Consider the following 19,941-nt stretch of genomic DNA (forward strand, 5'->3'; position numbering starts at 1 on the left):
TAAAATTTTTAGATCAAAACCTTCAGAATTTCAATTTCAATTAAATAGTTGTTAAATCTTACTCTCCCTACCCCTTCAGCGCGCCTGCGGCCATTCCGCGGACAAGCTGTTTCAACCCGAAGATCAATAACAGTAAGGATGGTAGAATCACCATTGCTGTTCCGGCAAATACAAGATTCCACGCTGTGGATTCCTGGAACTCCAGCATCGAAATTCCGATCTGTGCGGTTCTCATTTCCGGTGTATTAGTCACCAGCAGCGGCCAGAGATACGAATTGTACATGCTTAAGAATGAATAGATTGCCAATGTACCAAGTGCCGGACGGGACAAAGGCAAGACGTGCGATATGAAATAGCGAATATGACCACAACCATCGATCCTTGCCGCCTCGAACAGTTCCTTGGGTAGCTGCATGAAGAACTGTCTTAGCAGGAATGTACCAAACGCCGTTGCCAGAAACGGCACGGTAAGCCCCTGGTAACTATCCAGCCAACCCCAGCTGCGAACTGTCAGGTAGTTGGGGATCATCGTCACTTCCCATGGAATCATCATCGTTGCGACAAACATGCTGAAGATGACGTTTTTGCCTTTGAACTGCATTTTTGCAAAAGCATAGGCTGCCATACTCGCTGTAATCAATTGACCAAGCGTTGTCAGTCCTGCGACAAGAAAGGTATTGCCGATAAATCGGCCGATCGGAACAATATCAAATACTTCGCTAAAGTTGGACAGATCGATTGAATTTGGAATGATATGCGGCGGATAAGCACTCGCATCTTCCGGTGTCATCACCGCCATGAAAAAGGTGTACATCACCGGATACAGCACAAGTGCTGCACAGATCGTCAGTAATACATACAACAGCGTTTTGGTCCATGTCGCACTCATTGGTAATGCACTTTCCTTTCTACCCATTTGAACTGGATCAGGGTCAGCAGCATAATCACCACGAACAGGATCAGTGCCTGCGCACTACCTGTACCAAAGCGGAAATTAACAAAGGCTTCCTGATAGATGGAATATACAAAAACATTTGTACTGTCCATCGGGCCACCCCGGGTTAGAATGTTGATCTGACCGAACGATTGAAAAGCACCAATGATCGATACGACCGTAACAAAAAATAACGTTGGTGACAGTAGCGGCATCGAAATTTTGCGAAACGTCAGCAATGGTCCTGCACCGTCAATCTTGGCGCTCTCGTAGATCTCATCCGGGATGCCTGCCAAACCACTGGATAGAATAATATAGTTGAATCCAAGGTTCATCCAGATTGTCATGATGGAAATTGAGATCAATGCCCAATCCGGGCTGGTGAGCCAGGGAATTGGATCGATGCCTACTTTGCCAAGCAGATAATTCAGCATGCCCAGGGTCGGGTGGAATAGAAACTTCCAGATCACCGCTGACGAACCGACGGATAACACCACGGGCAGAGAGAATACAAATTGGAACACACGCATTCCCTTGAACCGGTTGTGGGTCAGTGCAGCCAGAATCAGAGCAGCCAGCATGCCCGTAGGCACTGTAAACAGTACAAATAGTAATGTCACTTTCATCCCTTGCATAAACAGTCCTGATTGGAACACGGCCTTGAAGTTATCCAGTCCTACATAAGCCGCAATCTGCCCCGTCGGATCTGTGGAATGCAGACTCAGGTACACGGACTTAAACATCGGGTAAAACAGAAACACTGCAAACAAAAGCAGCGATGGTGCCAGGAAACCATAGGCCAGCAGATTCTCCCGCATTCGCTGCACACGCAGCGAGGCTGTCCGGCGCTCACTCGTACCGGATACGCGCCGTTTGGCGGCGGGCAAGCTGATCCGGTTATCAAGCTCACTCATCGGATTTTCTTCCCCCTTGTTTCACGCATTCAGTGTGTGTGAAATGTTAGATCAACTTCAGCACCACGTTATCTAGTGTAAGAGTCGAATGTCACAGCAAAATTCATTCTGAATCAACGTAACGTTAATCATGAACAAGGGACTTTACGGAAATGTGCATCCATTCGAAAGCGGTATCCAAACCGGATTTCATGACAAAAAACCGCAAGAACTCCACTGTTTGGAGATGTCCCTGCGGTTTGATGTGTAAATGGAATATAAACGTTTACCTATTAAAGAACGCGACTCATTTTACAATAATCTGTAAATCTTCCAAACGAGGTGAAGCGATTAACCGTTCGAGTTAACGATTAAGATGATATGGCACCGTGGTGACAATCACGTCTTTGTAATTGATCAGATAGGCCCGGATCATGAAGCTGGTCTGGTTGTGCAGTACATTTTGCCACCAGTGCTTGGTGATGAATTGTGGAATCAATATGGTGATGTGATCGGTCTCGGCCGTTTTCCACTCTACGGTATCAATGAATTTCTTCAGCGGCCCCATAATGCTGCGGTATCTCGATTTGATCACGACCAGACGAACGCCTGGATTCCACTCCTCCCACTTCTGCTCCATCTTGCGTATCGCCTCATCATCGAAGCCAATGTACAGTGCGACCACGTGATCCGACATCGTCTGGGCGTAACTGATCGTATTCATGACGACCCGGGTAATGCCCGCAACAGGAATGACTATCGTATTGCCCTTTTTGGCTGGCTTATCGACCTGAATATCAATCCGCAGCTCATCGGCAATGTTGCAATAATGACGGTGAATACGCATGAAAACATAGACAACGAGCGGCAAAAAGATAAAAATGACCCATGTCTGCGTGAACTTGGTGAAAATAAAGATCAGGGTAATCGATAATGTGGTCAGCATACCGACGGTATTGACCAGCAACTTCATCTGCCAGCCAGACGGTTTGACTTTGATCCAGCGAATCATCATACCGAGCTGTGACAGGGTAAATGGAATGAACACCCCTACCGCATAGAGCGGAATCAGACTTTCCGTATTTCCTTTGAACCCGACCACCAGCAGCGCAGACATCACACTGAGAAAAATGATCCCGTTTGAGAAACCAAGGCGATCTCCTCTGACCATAAACGCATGCGGCATGTATTTATCCTTCGCCATCATGAAGGAAAGTAGCGGAAAAGCCGAATAAGCTGTGTTGGCTGCGAGGAACAGGATCAGTGCCGTTACACCCTGGATGATAAAATACATCGTGCCCCTGCCAAACGTCGCTTCAGCAATTTGGGAAATGACCGTTGCTTTGGGATCAGGCTTCACTCCGTACCCATAAGCGAGTAAGGTGATGCCGATGAACATGGCTCCCAATATACAACCCATGAGCAGTAATGTACCCGCGGCATTTTTCTCGGCAGGCTGCTTGAAGTTCGGGATCGCGTTACTTACCGCTTCCACACCAGTCAAGGCCGAACAACCGGAGCTGAATGCTTTTAATAACAGAAACATACTCACATGGGATAGACTAGTTCCGAATTCTGGTGCAGCTGCTTCCATCCCCCCGGCAAGAAATTTGATTCCGCCCGAGATAATCAGCACCGCAATCGAAAAGATAAACAGATAGATGGGGATCGCCAGCACAGACGCTGACTCCGTCACTCCCCGCAAATTCATAATGGTTAGAAAAACAATCATAATCAGAGCAATCACAACACTGTAGTCATGCAGCATAGGAAAAGCCGACGTAATTGCATCCGTCCCTGCCGACGAACTTACCGCAACGGTCAAAATATAATCGACCAGCAGAGATCCTCCGGCAATCAGACTGGATGTTGTACCCAGGTTATCCTTGGCTACGATATAAGCGCCGCCCCCTGTTGGATAAGCGAATATCGTCTGGCGATAAGAAAAAATTAAAATGACGAGTAATCCCAGCACGGCGATGGAAATCGGAACGGAGTACCACAGGGCGGCGAATCCGGCCGCAACGAGCACCAGCAAAATCTGTTCCGTACCGTAGGCAACGGACGATAGGGCATCCGAGGACAGGATGGCGAGTGCCTTCCATTTCCCCAATTTTTCTCCATCCAGTTCAGCCGATTTCATGGGCTTGCCTATTAAGATTCTCTTCATTTTGCCAAGCATGATCATAACTTCCTTCCGTCTCTCATCTGTGAAGCATTGTTATTATGCAAAATCGCAGAGCCGTTGACAATACGTCATTTCACCCGAATTTCGCCAGCGCGTGATAATGCATTCTACGATTCAATAATCGATAACAAAGCCATTCTTGTTCAGCAATTTGAACTTTTTTGAACCAAAACGACGATTGTTCGTCAAAAAAAAGGAAATGGCCTTCGGTTCAATGAACCAAAGACCACTTCCTTGATCTATGCGTTGACTATAAAACAATCCAGATTTCCTCAACTGCCCAGAATGCCGGGACGAGGGGTGACACCGAACGCTTGCGCCAGTGCGGTCAGCTGCTCATCCGTAATTCTCTGCCGGATCTCGTGACTAGCAACCAGCATATACACTTGGGCTGCCTTCTCGATCGTCTCAATCAGACCAAAAGCCTCGTCAATCGTTGTGCCTGTTCCGAATATGCCATGTTGCGGCCAGATGACCGCGTGGTATTCTTTCATTTTCTCAGCCGTTTCGCGGCCAATCTCATTCGATCCAGGAATCATCCATGGAATAATGCCAATCCCATCCGGGAATACAACCACACACTCCGTGCACATCTGCCAGAGAGTCTTGGTGAATTTTGCTTCATCCAATTCGTGGATAAACGTCATAGCCAATACATGAGTGGCATGGTTGTGCATGACAACACGGTGGTTCGGGTCCAATTTCAAACGTTCGATATGGCTCATGAAATGTGTAGGCAACTCACTTGTTGGATTCGCCCCCGACTTCAATCCCCAGAGCAGTTCCAGCTCCTGTCCATCTTGCGATACACGCAGCAACCCCAGATTACTCTCGGGATCTGCGAGTACATTTTTGAAGTATTTACCCGATGCGGTCACGATAAAATACTTGCCTGCCAGCTCCTGCACCGAAAATGCCGGTTTGATCTTGCGAATCACATGATGGATATCAATATATTGGGCAACTTCCTCTTCCTCCAGCAGATAGCTGACATTACCGCCATTGCGCTCATCCCAGCCATTTTTCCACATATGTTGTGTAATTTCGGCCATCTCACGGATAAATGGAATATGGAAACCTGCAGTCTGCGTTGTTTCATTGGTAAGGGTCACGTTCATGATCAATCTCTCCTTATATTGAAAATCAAATGGCTTGCCACGTACATAGTAAGTTCCTTTTTTCACATTCATTATACCTTTGTTTATCTTTGGTAGTCAATAACAAACAAAGAAATAACCTTTTATTAATTTTGTTTAGTTTTGTTTATTCGAAAATAGAACAAAAAAATACCCCACCGGCGCCCGGCGGGGTCAGTCACACATCTATTTAACACGAGAAGGGGTTTACAAGAGTTATCATACCTCCGCTACCTTAATAGAAGCTGAAAGCGAAATAAAAAAAGCATGAAAACATATATCCCCTTTGGACAGAAGATTCAGTTCCTCCTTTTCATTCAGTACATATATCTCTCTGTCCAAACGCTTTTGTCGATTCTAACATATGCTATTCTAGCTTTTCTCAGAAAAAGTCATTCATAAAAAAGGAGTTGGACCTATGGCAGTCCTTTCTACAGGCCCGATCGAGAACAACCTCTCCGGTGGCAGCAGGCCTACACAACAGGTCACCATCAAAATGGTCAACACCGATTCCATCAATACGTCCAATGTACTCATTGAAGGTTATTTCCTAAATGGAACGAGGACCTTATATGTGCTGCAATCCGTTAATCTGACCCCCGGGCAAGTCTTCTCTCAAACCTACTATGCCAACCTGGATGGATACGAATATGTATTCACAACGAGTGGGGGCGCAGCTGCATTAACTGAAATTTCAGTGTGGGGAAAAGACAGCACCGGGCAAATCGTTACCGCACATCGCATTGTTTCGAATGAACTAGCTATATAAAAAGAGGAAACCAGATGCCCTCAATCTCATCTGTGCCCATTGAGAACAACATGGTATTCGGATCAAGACTCACTCAATCCCTGTCCTTCATTGGTCGGGGTTTCTTATTTTCGCAGCACATACGATGGATGCATCTTCCCTGTCGGTTCATAGCGTTCATCACCTGTATACTCAAATCCCAGCTTGATCAAGATGTGACGTGACACTTCATTATCCGGATGATGTCCGGCAAACAGTGCCTTCACGTTCATTTTGTCAAAGGCATAACCTATTACCGCCCGCGCCGCTTCCTGCGCATACCCTTTGCCCCAGTGATCCCGGGTTAGATGAAATCCCAATTCATAGATCTCCTCTTCTGGAGAATACGGACGCAGGCCACAGCAACCGACAAACACCTCCGACTCTTTCTCAAAAAGGGGCCAATATTGCACACCCGCTTCCTTCTGCCTTTGAATCTCCTGTGTCAATCGCGCTTCTACTTCATCCTCACTCAGAAATCCCTTGCTGCTAATCCATTTGGCAACCTCATGATCGCCCCACAATGCAAACGCCAGCGCACGATCTCCTTCGTTCCAAGTCGCACATTCCAACCGTTCCGTTTCAAATAAGATTGTTCTGTTCATCATCCACTAACCTCCTGTATGCCAACACCAATCTGCGTGCAGCTTATACCTTAAATTAATCGAATGAACACTAAAGTAAACAAGCCTGTATAAAGGCGCTGTTAAATTTTAAGGGTAATACGCATTTATTATTCACTCAACTTTCGCACTTAAAATAATGAGTTAACCCCTTGTGGACGTAAGAAGATTTAAACAGTACTGTTTCTAGTGACAAAAAAAACCTCTTTGTTTGGTATCATGGAAGTGTCGATCAACCATAAAAAAAGGAGCTGCCCAGATGCAGTCTCCTCTCTTTAGATGTAACATTTCTTGTTTCTTAGACATCTTTCAGAATATAAAACGTTATTGAAGCGTTGGTTTTATTTTCATCACAAGTATCCTATTTTCATGATTCCTACCAAAAGTAGAACCCCTTCTTTTAAGGGTTCTAGGTTGGAACTAACGTCAATCTACAATTACTAACAGATCACAATTCATTGACTGTACCACAACCATAAGGTTGGCAAGTCCGAATTGTCGAAACAGTATTAATAAATCCAGTATAATCATGATATCTATAATAGTGATGGTCTTTCCTAATGAATAAAGTCCCAGTGGCACCATTAATAACACCTTTAGTGTATGTTTATGTTATCCAATAGGCTCTTGGTGCATCTTTAGAAAGATAATAACCGCCAATGCTTACAAGTATTCCAGCTATTTTTCCACTTACAGGTCCGCCTATAAAGGAAGCAAGTATACCTGCTACTGCAGAGGCTGTGGCATATATTATCTCAGTTGAATTTTCTACTTTGCCTTTATATACATAATCATCTGCTAATGCCTGTGGAGCGTAACTGAGATCTTCATAAACGGGTCTAACTTTTTTGATTGCATAATTCACTTCGCCGGTTTGCAGGTTTTCATACTTTACTTTGCTATCATCGACTTTTGTAATTTTTAACTCATCTTCTCCATTTGAATCGGTCGCAATATAGTAATTGTCATATTGAACTAATGTAGAACCATTTGTAAAAGTTACAGAATTACTGGGTGTGCTTTCAACTAAATCTAAGAGGCTTTTATCCACTTGTGACACTGGCAAAGAAGATGGTAAATCTACCTGATCCTGAGCAAAGGCTGGTAGTGAGATAGATGTAGAGAGCAGAACTCCTGCAAAAAATGTTTTAGAAATTTTTGATCCTATCGTTTTTTATCCTCTATTCATTCTTTACTTCTATTTCTTCTTTTTCCTGAAGAAATCGAACTTAATCACATAATCAAAAAGAGACGTAATTACAATAGCTCCAATTGGAATCAATAAATAAATCCAAAACGGATTATTTGGAGCTTCACCAGGGGGGGCATCAGTTAAAAAAGCATAAAGAACAACACAATAAATTATGGCCACTACAATACCTGTTATGTTTCTATTTTTCATAGTTGTTTTCCACCTCTTGTTCATAAAAATTCAATATATTGTATTTCCCACCTAAATATACTACAACACATATTTGGAATAATTTCTCTCTTATATCTATTACTTTATAATATCGATTGTAAAAATACTAGATTCTGTGAAGCCAGGTCCCCACTCCATACGGCAACCTATGGCGGGTTATTTCTTTTATAATTTTAATTTTTTCTTATGAAAGGCTCGCTTTGTTCTGTTCGTTATAGTAATCTATATGTTCGCATTTATGTGGTTATTAGTTTTTATTTCTACTTCCTCTTCAGAAAGGATTTACCCTTCTACGTACGCTATCGTTGTTCCAACGAATTTTACGTTTTCACCTACTGCCTCACCATAATAGGAAGCGGCAAGTATTTTATTAACTTTTATTATCTCAAAATACCCCTTTAAATCTATGTATATCCATAAAAAAAGAAGACCCCCGTCGACAAGATGTCCGACAGAGGCCATTCCATTCCAGTCCACATCAATTACAAATCTGCTACGGCGAATTGAATTGTTCCGGAAGCTGCGCCTCCAAGGTTAGCTAACAAGGCAAAAACCAGAACTCCACCTGCAGAAATGGTAAGGCTGCTGTTTACAGGAACAACGTAAGTGACTACTGGTGCATTAACACGTGTGATCACGAGAGATACCGGAAAAGGTCCAAAGTTGTTCACTGTAGCGCTGGCATTGGTGCCTCCAGCCAAGTTTTCGTAGTAAGACTTGCCTACACCGGCTGGAAGATTGTAAAACTGTTGCGGTAAAAGGATGGCCATTGAAATCACCTCCTTTTGCTTTGATACGGTATTCTATGCTTAAAATCTATTAAAGCAACGGTGAATTACCAGCGTCATAATGTCCAATTTTGATAGACTTCATAGATTGATAGACGAATGTACGCAAAAAAAAACCCACCGGACCATCCGATGGAGCCAATTAAGCTTACTTTAGTTTAATTACGCATACAGCATGAAAAAGTTCAGTTCATGGCCTTGCTGCTTGAGATAGTTATACAGCTGCGAACGGTGATGGAATACGTGTGTTACCGTTTCAATCTGCCATTGAACCTGCAAGTGGCCATGTTCCATATAAAAAGCTTTTGTTGAACGATTCAAAAAGTCGTCTTCGCTCAATCCTTTGATATAAGCTTTGTAGGATTCGAAATTGCTCCATAATGTTGCTTCAAGCTTCTCGATATCCTCAATCCCCGACAGGCTATTCTCTACCAGCCCAACCTCAGCTTCACCTTTTTCCTGCATAATGGCAAGATCCGATGCCGTGATCTGGATAAAGTGATGCACTAGCTCCACCAATGAACGCATATTCTCCTGTGGACGATAAGACCAATCCTCCGAACGGATCAAGCGAATTAACGAAGCCCCCGTCCGTACGCCTGTTTCCAACTCATTCAACAAATGATCCCGAATCTGCAATGTTCCATTCATATATGATGTCTCCCTTATCTTTTATTCTCACGACTTCAGTATAACCGAAGGTGCTGCAGATCTATTGTACAAATCGGACAACATCCTGCCATGCTCCCTGGCTGCCGTCAGCGGAGTCTCTCCATAAAACTTGCGAAATTGCCGAATTAGATGGGCTTGGTCAAAAAATCCATGATCCTGGGCAAGCATTGCCCAGTCTGCCGTGTTCCCCTGATGAATATCGCTCAGCACACGATGAAAACGAACCACCTCACTGAATCGCTTGGGGCTGATTCCTATCCATTCCGAGAATTTGCGATGCAACTGCCGTTCACTGATCACTTCACGCAACGCCAGCTCTTGGACACTCATACGTCCCCCATCAATAAAGATGCGGTGCAGCACGTTTTTCATCAGATCGTTCTCAGATGTGCTTGCCTGCACGGGCAACGGACTCAAGTACGCGTTCATAACCTCTACTCGCTCTGCAAAATGATTCGTTTCGGCCATCCGTTCCTGAAGCTCGTTCAGCTTCTCCGGCCAACATTCCTGAAGTGCAATTCGCTTATCTGTAAACCACTCCAGAGGCATGCCATGGAAGACACGCGCTCCACCCGGGAAGAACCGGACACCAAAGGTGTAGTCTCCAGCAGACGAACCATCATCGGATGGCTCAGGTACAGCGAATGGCTGTGTATAATTGCCACAGTAAGCATAGGAGTGCTCTGAACAGACTGGGTCGTATGTAATCAGCATGTCCGTGCAACCATCCGGTAATACCCGGGCAGGTACCGTCGTCATCGATCGCTCTGGACCTTCTCTCTTAGCAACATCCGCATGTGTGTTTGGAAGAGATCCTGATTCCCAATAACAGGCCACATAAGCCATCAGACCGGCAGCAGGTAGTTTCTCAACATAATAACTGTTAGGGTACGTTCCATTCATCTGAATAGGCTTAAACAACGGGTGCAAGCTGTGATCCACAATTCCATCCTCCGGTCACTAGAGTTGGTTACACATTATGTATTCATCTATCATACCACCAACTGAAGAAAATGAAGAAAAAAAGTGCCCTACCGGAGGACAATCCGATAGGGCCAGTCACACATCTATTTAACACGAGAAGGGGTTTACAAGACTAATCTTACCTTCCCAACCTTAATGGAAACTGAAATTGGGATGAAAAGAACATCAATTTTTCTTATAGTGCGTGTTCAAAAAGACCGTTTTTGAACAACCTCTTAAAGTGTCTTGATCAGTATGGACGCAATCAACGAGAAATTATAAATTATAACATTTTGAGACATTTAAATGACTCAAGGTAATCACAAAAACATAAGAAAATGTTGTGGAGATACTCAAAAAATCAGTAAGGTTGATTGTTAAAGTTCACTAAATTCTCTAATGATTCTAACGAGATATCATCAATTTCTTCATCATCAGATTCAATTGGTTTATCAATTATATTTAACGTTTGGCTTTTCTTTTTTTCATTAATGATATCATATAGCTCTTTATTCTCATTTTCCATGAGATTCATTGTTCTCAACACTTCATTGTGTACATTTTCTAATGATAAATAATTCAAAGTTTTATCATCAAATTCTTTTTGAAGTGTCCTTATCTCATTATTCTTTTCTTGTAAAGCGTGGGATAGTTCTTTATCGAACTCCTTCTTAATACCGATACGAATTATATTTTCAAGTTTAACTTTTTCCTTATCATTAGTTGCATTCTTACGCTCCAAAACATTCTTCTCGTTGATAACAGTCTCTTTTTCTTTACGTAGTTCCCCAATCATTTGTGTAACCTTCCCGTGTTCCTTTAACTGCACCTCTATTTTCTCTTGGAGTTGGCTGTTAGACTTTTTCAGTTGATTGTTTTCATTTATAAGTGAAGTTATTTGTTTCTTATATTGCTTGTGTAAACCTACTTTTTCCTTTTCTTGGTCTTTCATTTTCTTATCAAGTTGCTCGAATTCTCTTAGTTTTTCTTCGTGGGTCACTTCTCGACTAAGATTTTCTTTACTATTTTTTTTAATCAGATGGCTTAAAGAGTTCATCCATTCTGTAATCTGATCAGCTAGAGGAAGCATTTCCTCAAAACCATTATATTTTGTAATAGTATCAGAGGAAAATATTCGCTCAGCAACTAATTTAGTTTTGTCATCCATCATCTCTACACTCTCTTTTAAGAGTAAGTTTTGCTCATCTTCTATTTTTTTTTCTAGTTTAGTTGATCCATCTAAACCTTTCTTGGTTTCATCAATAATAATATTTTCACAATCATCTCCCCATTTATCAACCACATCTTTAATTAACTCTTTATGTAGTCCATTTTTATAATGTCGACAAAATAAAAGAACTAACTGGTAGTTCTGACGCGAACTTTCAATCATTTCAGTAAAGACATCTAAAAAAGCTGTATCAATATGATCATTTTTTTCAACTCTCTCTTTTATTCCCCCCAAGTAAAAGTCATTCAAGAAGTTTACACCGTGATTGAATAGAGCATAGTTTTCTTTTAATAACGCGCCAATTTCTATGGATATTGTTTTCAAATCTACTTGTCCCTTAACTAACTTTGTTTTTGTAAGTTTAAGTGATTTCAATGCAGATACATTATTTTCAAGTATCGTTCGAACATTTTTTTCTCCAATAACTTTGATAAGTAATTGATCTAGTAGTTTATCATCTACATTTTTATAAGTTTCAATCGATACGTAGGCGTAACGCTTCATTGATTTTGTCACTGATCCCATCGATTACTCCCCTCTCTGAACGGATATGTGGCCCTCAAAACGATTCATCATACTAATAATCTGTTCTAATTCACGCAAAATATGAGGATTTTTTTCGTTACTCTTGGCTTCAAATAAGAATTTTTGTGGCAACAATTCTTTTTGTTTGTTGACGTGCTTTCCTATTAATTTGTATATTTCAATACGAAGAGCAGCATGTGCTGTTTCTTGAAGCTTACGTTCTAAAATACCTGCTATACGCAAATCTAAAACATTAAATTTCTGCAAGCCCATTACAATTAATAATGTCTCTTCATCAGGATAGTGAAACATTGCTTCAGCCAATTTTAGTTGTTGGACAGATGGCAACTTTCCAATATGTTTTTGGATAATATATTGCTCTTTTTCTGTTCCACTAACTAACATTTGAATGTAATTATTCATCATTTCGCCATCGCCCATAATTACTAAACTATTCAGAGCTATTAAGTAATCTTTAGTTGAGCGATCTTGGAAATAAGGGCGAATTTCATTTTTTGTTTGCTCACTACGATCTCCACTGAAGGCAATTGTAGTCATACATTCTTGACGAAGCCCTTGATCTGTTGTTTCTTTCATTATCTTTAGTACTTTTGGGAGTATGGCTCGATCTCTAGTGAAACTTAAACCACGAATAATAGCACGTTTATACTCTGGGTGCTCATCCAAAGCTTCTAATAAGATTTGCGTTGAATGTGGTATGTGTAGTGATCCTAGAGTTTTACATACTATAAACATCATTTTCTCATCCTTAGTTTCTTGGAATACTTCTTTCAAAAAAGGAATGGCATCTTCCTTAAATGATTGAATGGCACGAATATAGACACGATGAAGTTGTTTGATATCTAAAGAAGCATAAGTTGCAAAAATTAGTTTAACCGCTTGTGGACCAAATCGAACAAATTCATTCGCATGAATAAATGCATGTTCAATCAAATCGTTACGCCGTAAATCGATTTTGTTGATTACCTCTAAAATAGATGGTAATAAATCTTTAGGTGCTAGCTTAAGAAGCGATTGTAGTGCCAGAGTAAAATAATCTGGATCCGCCAACCTCGTGATAAGAGCTTGTGAAACTTCTTTATCTCGAATAGTTCCTGATACAAGAATAGCTAATTTAACATGCTGTTGAATGCTCGCTTGCTCCAAAATTGCTTTAATCGTTCTCCTTCCTTTTAAACTTCGATTTGTTAACCGGTTTAGGAGTTGAACAACTAATGCGGTTTGCTTTTCATCTGATAGGTTGAATTTACGACATTCTCTGAATAGGATCATTACAGCTCTTTCACCAAAAGACTCAATCTCATTAAAAGAATCTTTCCATTTGACTTCATTAGTATCAAAGGTAATTGTTTCAACGGCATTTAAAATCCTTTGATACTCCACTTCACTTATATTCTCGTTAAGTGAAGTAAATGAAATATCAACATATCCAATGGATCCATAGTATTCAACTTCTACAATCCCATCATTTCCTCCAGCTACACTCTTGTTATCGTAGATATCTAAATTCTCATCTTCTTCTCCTTCTTCTTCAATTTGACGAAAAATCTCTGCTTGGAGTTCTATTTCTTCCTCTTGACTTAAAACAAATTTTTCACTTTCACTTTCTGATGGTTCCCCTAAACCGAGTCCCTTTAATTTCTCAAGAATTTCCCCAGGCATTCGATCAAAAATCGCCATATATATGACCTCCCTTTTATCTCAATTTATTAAGAGATTTATTATTTTCTTTCCATTCCTCTATTTCCTCTTTCGTGAACTCATGAGAACCAATATTTACATCTAACATTTCAGTCTCATCTTCTTTCAACCAAGCTTTAACAGAGACTTCACGCTCTTCATTGCAAGTTACTTTTAATACTAATTTAGAGCCCGTTTTTATTGGTTGTTTGAAGTTGATCTTAGCAGATTTCAGCTTTTTCACATGAATCGACTTTGCAAATGGAGCTGAGAATAACTCCAACTTCATACCTAACACTTCCTTATGGTCCTCTGTACCTTTAACAATAAATGAATCTTCTATTAAACGTTCAAAAGGTAACATTGTTCCTTTTTCTAACAAAATCACAGGGTCAGCACCAATAACATCTACATAGATATTACTAGGTATGGTATTTCCTATTAGGCCTTGATCACGTGTGAGGGACGGTGCAACATCCTTAGCCACATACTCTTCGCTGTTTTTCAAAGAAATATCATGAATGCGATAATGGTAAATTGCTGCTCCACGACTAACTGATTTCATAGGATTGACGGATCGAATAGGTTTAATTCGGCGATTAAAAATATCATATATCCGTTCTTGTACCGTTGGATAAAAAGTCATCCCTCCCACGAGAAATACTGCATCGATATCTTCTAATTTCAATTTTCCAACAATGCTACTCTCTAATGCACTCAAAATGGGGACTTCTATATTTTTAACCGATCCACTTTCAGCATAAAGCAAGCTATGAATCATCTCATCATATTCTTTTTTCGTAAAGCGGAAATTCGCTGCAAACTCATCTGGCAAATTAGAGTCAATTGCCTCATTGAAGATAATGGAATCGAACTTGTGTTTTTCTTCAATGTACTCTTTTCCTTCGGTACGTAAGCGAGAATCGATAGTTGTGCTAAATTTCATTTTGGCATTTTCAGCAATATCATATAAATTTGCAATCAACTGAGACACGACATCTCTTCCATATTTTTCCGCAATGTCTTTTGTCTTTAATCCTGTTTGTTTAGCAAACATTCTAAGCAACGTGTTCATTGCTGCCTTATCGAAGTCGACTCCACCGAGTTCGGTGTATTGTGAAATAGATATTTCTTGAATATTCAACTTACCTTGGTCATTATTCTCAACTTGCAATATCGATACATCGCATGTCCCGCCCCCTAAGTCAAAAACCATTAGATTTTTTCTGCCTGTACTGAAATCAATACGACGTGCATCTACATCAACTTTCTCCTCTTCGTTTAAAAAATCAATCAACGCTGCTGTAGGCTCAGGAATCATATGTATCTTTTCAGGATGAAATCCGCTTAAAACAGCAGCATTTTTCGTCGCCTGTTGTTGTTGAAAATCAAAATTTGCAGGAATAGTAATAACAACACTATCCACATCTTCATTCATATAGTACTCCGAAGCAGTAGATCGTAAAGTCGATAAAATCCAAGCAGATACTTCTTCTGGACGAATCTCCCTTCCATCTATTGTCCAGATATCATCATTACCCATGCTACGTTTTACGCTTTTAATTACAGAATTCGGAAAAAAACCATTCATACGTTTAGCATATTTCCCAACATATGGGGTACCTTGAGGATCCATATATAAAATAGAAGGTAAAGTATAATCACTTACTAACTGCGTACCTTGTTCATTGGTTTGGGTAATTTCCAAAGTATTGGTCTCAATGTCACCTTTGACAGTTAAATATGCCACACTAATCGTAGAATTCGTTGTTCCCAAATCAACACCTATATGTTTACTCATATTGACTCAATCTCCTTTTTCGTTATGATTTCAGCTACTAGTGGAGATACAACTACTTTGTTGTCCAACATCCATCCGTATTTAATAATTTTGATTGCAATTTCATCTTCTTGAGATTGAATTGGTGCATTCACTTCAAACGTCTTTGTTAGTTCATTTCGCTGAATAGTAAATGTTTGGTTCAGCTCACGCCCATCTGTATAAGGTTCTAAACCAATCACTAAATCTAATGTAGAAAAAAGATTAATCAGTCTTCCTGTACTAATTACTGGATTGTTTGGCTTAATACCTAGGCTTTCTTCAAATAAATCAGACATTAGATATCTTGCTTTACTTCCTGCTAAAGCCGTAATTAATTTAACAAGAGTTTTTTCTTTAGCTTCTTCCGTCTTCAATTTTTCTTGTTCCAATGTTTGCTTTAATCGTACGATCTCCTCTTCGGCAATACGTAAGGTTGATTGTAGACTTATCGTGTCATTACTAAGGTTAACTTCTGCCGTTGTTCTTGCCTTTACTTCTTCGACGCAATGAATTTGTTTCTCTTCTAAATTAGTGATAATACCTATCGATTGAGACAGTAGTCTCTTCAAAAAATTTAACGAGTATTTCTCAGCTGTAGTTGAATAAGGTTCTACTATAAGCCGTTGGTTATTCTGTTCATTAAAAGGTTCGATTTCTTCTACAACTACAAGTTGGTTCATAAAATCAGCTACATTAATAGACAATATCTGATTTCCTTTGTTTTCAATCAAAATTTCAGTTATGCCTGCTTGAAAAACAAGGCGCTCTACTCCAACATATTTTTTGTATGCCTTCAGGCGCCCCAGCACTTTTTTAGCTCGAAGGAATCCTAAATTACGCATTGTCACTTTTGCTGTTTCACGTTGATTCTCTGGGAAAAACCATGCAGTCATTTCGTCAACAAGTTCATATACCTCCAACTCATTTTTATATTTAGCATGACAAATAACATAACGAGTCAGCAATTCCGTAAAAAACTTGGAATGCCCTTGAAAGGACTTAGAACTTTCAATGTCCCCTCTACAAATCGATTCCAAAGCTTTACGTTTGTTACTCATTTTCAACTCGCTACGTTGAATAAATAATCGACAAACTTCACTCGTCAAATGAGGTACGTCCTCACTTTCATTCCAATCTTGAGCTACAATTGCTGCAAGTTGTTCTTCGTCTGAGATGTCCGATTGTTCTATAAAGACACGTTCAGTTAAAGCATATAGACGCCAGTAAAAACTTTGACGAGTTTGAAGGGAAATACCAATTTGTTTAAATGCTTCTCGTTCTTCTTCTTTAAACTGGACATTCAATTGCTCCTCCAAATGCTCATTAGTTTGACCATGATGCCGTAATATACAATCAATCAAACGTTCTTTAATATCCATAATACCTCCTAGAATTCGATACTGTACCGCTGCCCGTTAAAGACAGGAGTAACATTAATGTCTTTTGATAAATGCTGTAATAAGTCCAGTAATGTTGGATAGATCACATGCCCACTAACAACAGTATGAATCCCTGTATAAGACTTTTGATGTTCACCATGCACCAAAAAAACGGATGTTGGTTTGGTATCCATAATTACTTTCATAATTTGTTCTCGACTCGCGTGAGCCGAGAGACGGAAAGTATCAACCTTTGCCCTAAGTGTTTTAGTCTTGCCATTTATTTTCACTGATACATCATCTACTCCACGATCAAGCTCCATAATGTGGTGTCCTGGTGATTCCTCATCCATGTAACCTGTAAAAGCAATCGCATCTTGTGATTGCTCTATCATTCTTTCAGCATAACGGGCAGACGAGCTAAAATCTCTCAACATCCCTGAACTAGAAATGATACAGTTACCTCCTTTAAGCAGATAATCGTCATAGAAATCATTGAAATCAAAGGTACTATTTCTCTTATTAGAATAGATTTTATTGGCAACTAGAACTTCCTCTCCTAGCAGAGTTTTGTCTTGACTTTGAGATGCAAAGATTTCCTCATAGACTTCACAAACTTCAACTACTCGACCATCAATATAAAGATCAAAAGGAAGGAAACGCTCACCTTTAAAGTGATCACGAATAATCATTAAAATCTCTTGACTCCTACCTACTGCAAACGCAGGAATTAATAGATTCCCACCTTTTTTTAAGGTTTCTATTAGAGAAGCGATAAACATTTGTTCTTGCTTTACTCGGTCAATACTTGCATTAGTCGGAACAAATCCGTATGTAGATTCCGTAATCAACACATCCACTTGTAAATCAGGCGGTAATGATAAAGAACCCACCGAATGCTGTGGATCAATGGAGTAGTCTCCTGTAAACAAAATACAAACCCCATCTCGTTCAACATGAATAGCACATGCACCTAAAATGTGACCTGAAGGATAAAACGTGATTTTCCATTGACCTTTTTTTGAAGGAACGATAAAGGTTAGATATTCAGTCACCGGTGCAACACCCATAACCGACATTCTCACATCTTCCTCATTAAAACCATTGGCACGATTTTCCTGATCCTTCAATGAATCTAACAATAATATTTTCATTAACCGTCGTGTTGCTTCCGTAGCATACATAGACAAATTTGGATGTTGCTTGTATACATATGGCACAGCACCAGTATGGTCAAGATGTGCGTGCGTAATAAGTAAAGCATCTATGTCTTTGAATCCAATTCCCTGTTCTAGCATAGGAGTGTAATCTGGATGATAGGTTAACTCTCGTAAGTGCATCCCCGCATCTAAGAGAATTGAATTACCATTAATCGTAACTAAAATAGACATGCCACCAATTTTCTCACCTCCACCTAGAAAGGTAAGATTAGTATTTGACGGTAAAGTAAATGACTTATTACTTCTTTCTTCTCTGACTTGCTTCCAGTAAGAATGAATGCTCTCTACTTTATCAGAATGCAGGCGATAGCGCATTTCAGCATAGGGCATACTTTCGTTTGGCTTATTTTGTTCTAAGTACGTTCCGTAAAGCATCATCGTTAATAAGTCATGTGGATATCTCTGCTGATCATCCTCAATGCCATCTAACCAATCCTCTCTTTTCTGTACTCTATTAATTAAGCGTATACATAAACTGCGTTTATGTTCCAACTCTTTTGAAGTATATATTTGATTTCTAATCGCTTTTATTACAGATCCTTTCAATTTCCTCTGTATCATGTCAGCATAAAATCTGATGATCTCAATTCCTTCACCTGATAATCGAGTATAGATATCTTCAAAATCTGAGCGCTTCACCCATTCTTCTGCTTCATCAAGAATAATTGACCAATACATGATCATTTCAAGTGAAGTAAGCAGCTTAGATTCTAAATAAAGAAGTTTTCTTAAGTGAAAACGTGCCTGGTTGTAGTTTTCATGCTCATATTCAAGAGTAGTCAATAGCAGATAAAAACTAATATACGAGGATGCCTCATTCGGATGTTCAATAAAAAGGAGATCCATTCTGGGAGCATTTTGTATGAGAAATGCATATGCCTTATCTTTTTCCCCACTCGCAACATATAAATTAGCAATTTGTGTATTTTCTGCAACAAAATAATCGATACCATGTGTGTTCAAGAGCTCATCCAGATCCTCCACTCTTCCTTTTCCCTTTTTAAAATTAGATAGAAATAGGGGGAGTAACACATTTAAAGATCCTGATTGCTGTATACCTAGCTTGGCAAGCAAGTATGCTTTGTTGAATTCATTGTGACGGGAATAAAAATTACTAATTCGTTCCAACATCTCAACTGGTAATGAAGAGTTGTTCAAGTATAGATAATTATAGTGTTCTTTTGCCTTCTCTATATGTCCTCGATTTTCGTAAAATATTCCTTCTTCATAATGTTGATTCCACTTATTTGAGATGGTAGATACACCCTTTCACTCGAAAAGTAATGAATAGGTCTATTATACTAAATCAAGATATTTTTTTCCATTATCATTCAAATAAAATATAAATATCATTCTGATCTATAGATTAGTATAAAGGTTTAACTATTAGAAACTATTAAATATATTATATAAAATCTATCTATATCGGTGTAAAACGGTTATATCATCAAAATTAATGCTAGCCGCGCCTTGAACAGTGATCTGAAGCATTTACTCTCGGTTAAACAATATCATACTGACTTCCTATTGACTTTTAATGTATTGTTTCTCGTACCCGTGAAATATGACTTATTAGGGCGTTATTTCTCCTCGAGCTGGCCCGAGCTCCCTATGCTTCTCCCCTTTTGCCCATGCTGGTTAACGTGAACGATGGTT

16 protein-coding genes are annotated in these 19,941 nt (G+C 39.9%); 1 reads left to right on the plus strand and 15 read right to left on the minus strand.

Annotation, left to right across the window (positions count from 1 at the left end):
* Positions 1-67: 67 nt before the first annotated feature.
* From ACDJ59_RS19155 to rhaD, 4 genes are all read right to left on the minus strand, one after another.
* Positions 68-889, minus strand: coding sequence for a carbohydrate ABC transporter permease (locus tag ACDJ59_RS19155; protein WP_036669010.1), 822 nt, complete (start codon positions 887-889; stop codon positions 68-70).
* Complete coding sequence (locus ACDJ59_RS19160; RefSeq protein ID WP_074093958.1) at positions 886-1,848, minus strand: carbohydrate ABC transporter permease; 963 nt, start codon at positions 1,846-1,848, stop codon at positions 886-888. The genes ACDJ59_RS19155 and ACDJ59_RS19160 overlap by 4 nt, the downstream gene beginning before the upstream one ends.
* Before the next feature lie 343 nt (positions 1,849-2,191).
* Positions 2,192-4,009 (minus strand): APC family permease, encoded by a 1,818-nt coding sequence (locus ACDJ59_RS19165; protein WP_036669004.1) that lies wholly within the window; start codon positions 4,007-4,009, stop codon positions 2,192-2,194.
* 278 nt (positions 4,010-4,287) lie between these two features.
* Complete coding sequence (gene rhaD, locus ACDJ59_RS19170) at positions 4,288-5,133, minus strand: rhamnulose-1-phosphate aldolase (RefSeq protein WP_413404950.1); 846 nt, start codon at positions 5,131-5,133, stop codon at positions 4,288-4,290.
* A gap of 436 nt (positions 5,134-5,569) precedes the next feature.
* Here rhaD and ACDJ59_RS19175 point away from each other — a divergent pair, with 436 nt between their 5' ends.
* Positions 5,570-5,920 (plus strand): hypothetical protein, encoded by a 351-nt coding sequence (locus ACDJ59_RS19175; protein WP_413404952.1) that lies wholly within the window; start codon positions 5,570-5,572, stop codon positions 5,918-5,920.
* Positions 5,921-6,024: 104 nt separating this feature from the next.
* Here ACDJ59_RS19175 and ACDJ59_RS19180 read toward each other — a convergent pair whose 3' ends face one another.
* From ACDJ59_RS19180 to ACDJ59_RS19230, 11 genes are all read right to left on the minus strand, one after another.
* Positions 6,025-6,546 carry a GNAT family N-acetyltransferase gene (locus tag ACDJ59_RS19180; protein ID WP_083657414.1) on the minus strand — a complete coding sequence of 174 codons (522 nt, stop codon included), beginning with the start codon at positions 6,544-6,546 and terminating at the stop codon, positions 6,025-6,027.
* Positions 6,547-7,168: 622 nt separating this feature from the next.
* Positions 7,169-7,621: a hypothetical protein gene (locus ACDJ59_RS19185; protein WP_413404955.1), complete on the minus strand. Its 453-nt coding sequence runs from the start codon at positions 7,619-7,621 to the stop codon at positions 7,169-7,171.
* Between the two features lie 138 nt (positions 7,622-7,759).
* Positions 7,760-7,963, minus strand: a complete 204-nt coding sequence (locus tag ACDJ59_RS19190) for a hypothetical protein (protein ID WP_413404957.1) — start codon at positions 7,961-7,963, stop codon at positions 7,760-7,762.
* Positions 7,964-8,466: 503 nt separating this feature from the next.
* The gene (locus ACDJ59_RS19195; protein WP_315371117.1) at positions 8,467-8,754 is read right to left on the minus strand and encodes a hypothetical protein; all 288 of its coding nucleotides are present in this window, start codon (positions 8,752-8,754) and stop codon (positions 8,467-8,469) included.
* Between the two features lie 180 nt (positions 8,755-8,934).
* Positions 8,935-9,423 (minus strand): DinB family protein, encoded by a 489-nt coding sequence (locus tag ACDJ59_RS19200; protein ID WP_036668991.1) that lies wholly within the window; start codon positions 9,421-9,423, stop codon positions 8,935-8,937.
* Positions 9,424-9,450: 27 nt separating this feature from the next.
* Positions 9,451-10,386 carry a helix-turn-helix domain-containing protein gene (locus ACDJ59_RS19205; RefSeq protein WP_413404959.1) on the minus strand — a complete coding sequence of 312 codons (936 nt, stop codon included), beginning with the start codon at positions 10,384-10,386 and terminating at the stop codon, positions 9,451-9,453.
* 382 nt (positions 10,387-10,768) lie between these two features.
* Positions 10,769-12,163 carry a hypothetical protein gene (locus ACDJ59_RS19210; RefSeq protein ID WP_413404961.1) on the minus strand — a complete coding sequence of 465 codons (1,395 nt, stop codon included), beginning with the start codon at positions 12,161-12,163 and terminating at the stop codon, positions 10,769-10,771.
* A gap of 3 nt (positions 12,164-12,166) precedes the next feature.
* Positions 12,167-13,864 carry a HEAT repeat domain-containing protein gene (locus ACDJ59_RS19215; RefSeq protein ID WP_413404963.1) on the minus strand — a complete coding sequence of 566 codons (1,698 nt, stop codon included), beginning with the start codon at positions 13,862-13,864 and terminating at the stop codon, positions 12,167-12,169.
* A gap of 16 nt (positions 13,865-13,880) precedes the next feature.
* Positions 13,881-15,665, minus strand: a complete 1,785-nt coding sequence (locus tag ACDJ59_RS19220) for an Hsp70 family protein (protein WP_413404965.1) — start codon at positions 15,663-15,665, stop codon at positions 13,881-13,883.
* Complete coding sequence (locus ACDJ59_RS19225; RefSeq protein ID WP_413404967.1) at positions 15,662-17,065, minus strand: hypothetical protein; 1,404 nt, start codon at positions 17,063-17,065, stop codon at positions 15,662-15,664. Before ACDJ59_RS19225 ends, ACDJ59_RS19220 begins: the two co-directional genes overlap by 4 nt.
* Positions 17,066-17,073: 8 nt before the next feature.
* Complete coding sequence (locus ACDJ59_RS19230; RefSeq protein WP_413404969.1) at positions 17,074-19,443, minus strand: MBL fold metallo-hydrolase; 2,370 nt, start codon at positions 19,441-19,443, stop codon at positions 17,074-17,076.
* Positions 19,444-19,941 lie beyond the last annotated feature (498 nt).

Source organism: Paenibacillus amylolyticus (genome assembly GCF_047302515.1).
In the GTDB taxonomy this organism is placed as follows: Bacteria; Bacillota; Bacilli; order Paenibacillales; family Paenibacillaceae; genus Paenibacillus; species Paenibacillus amylolyticus_G.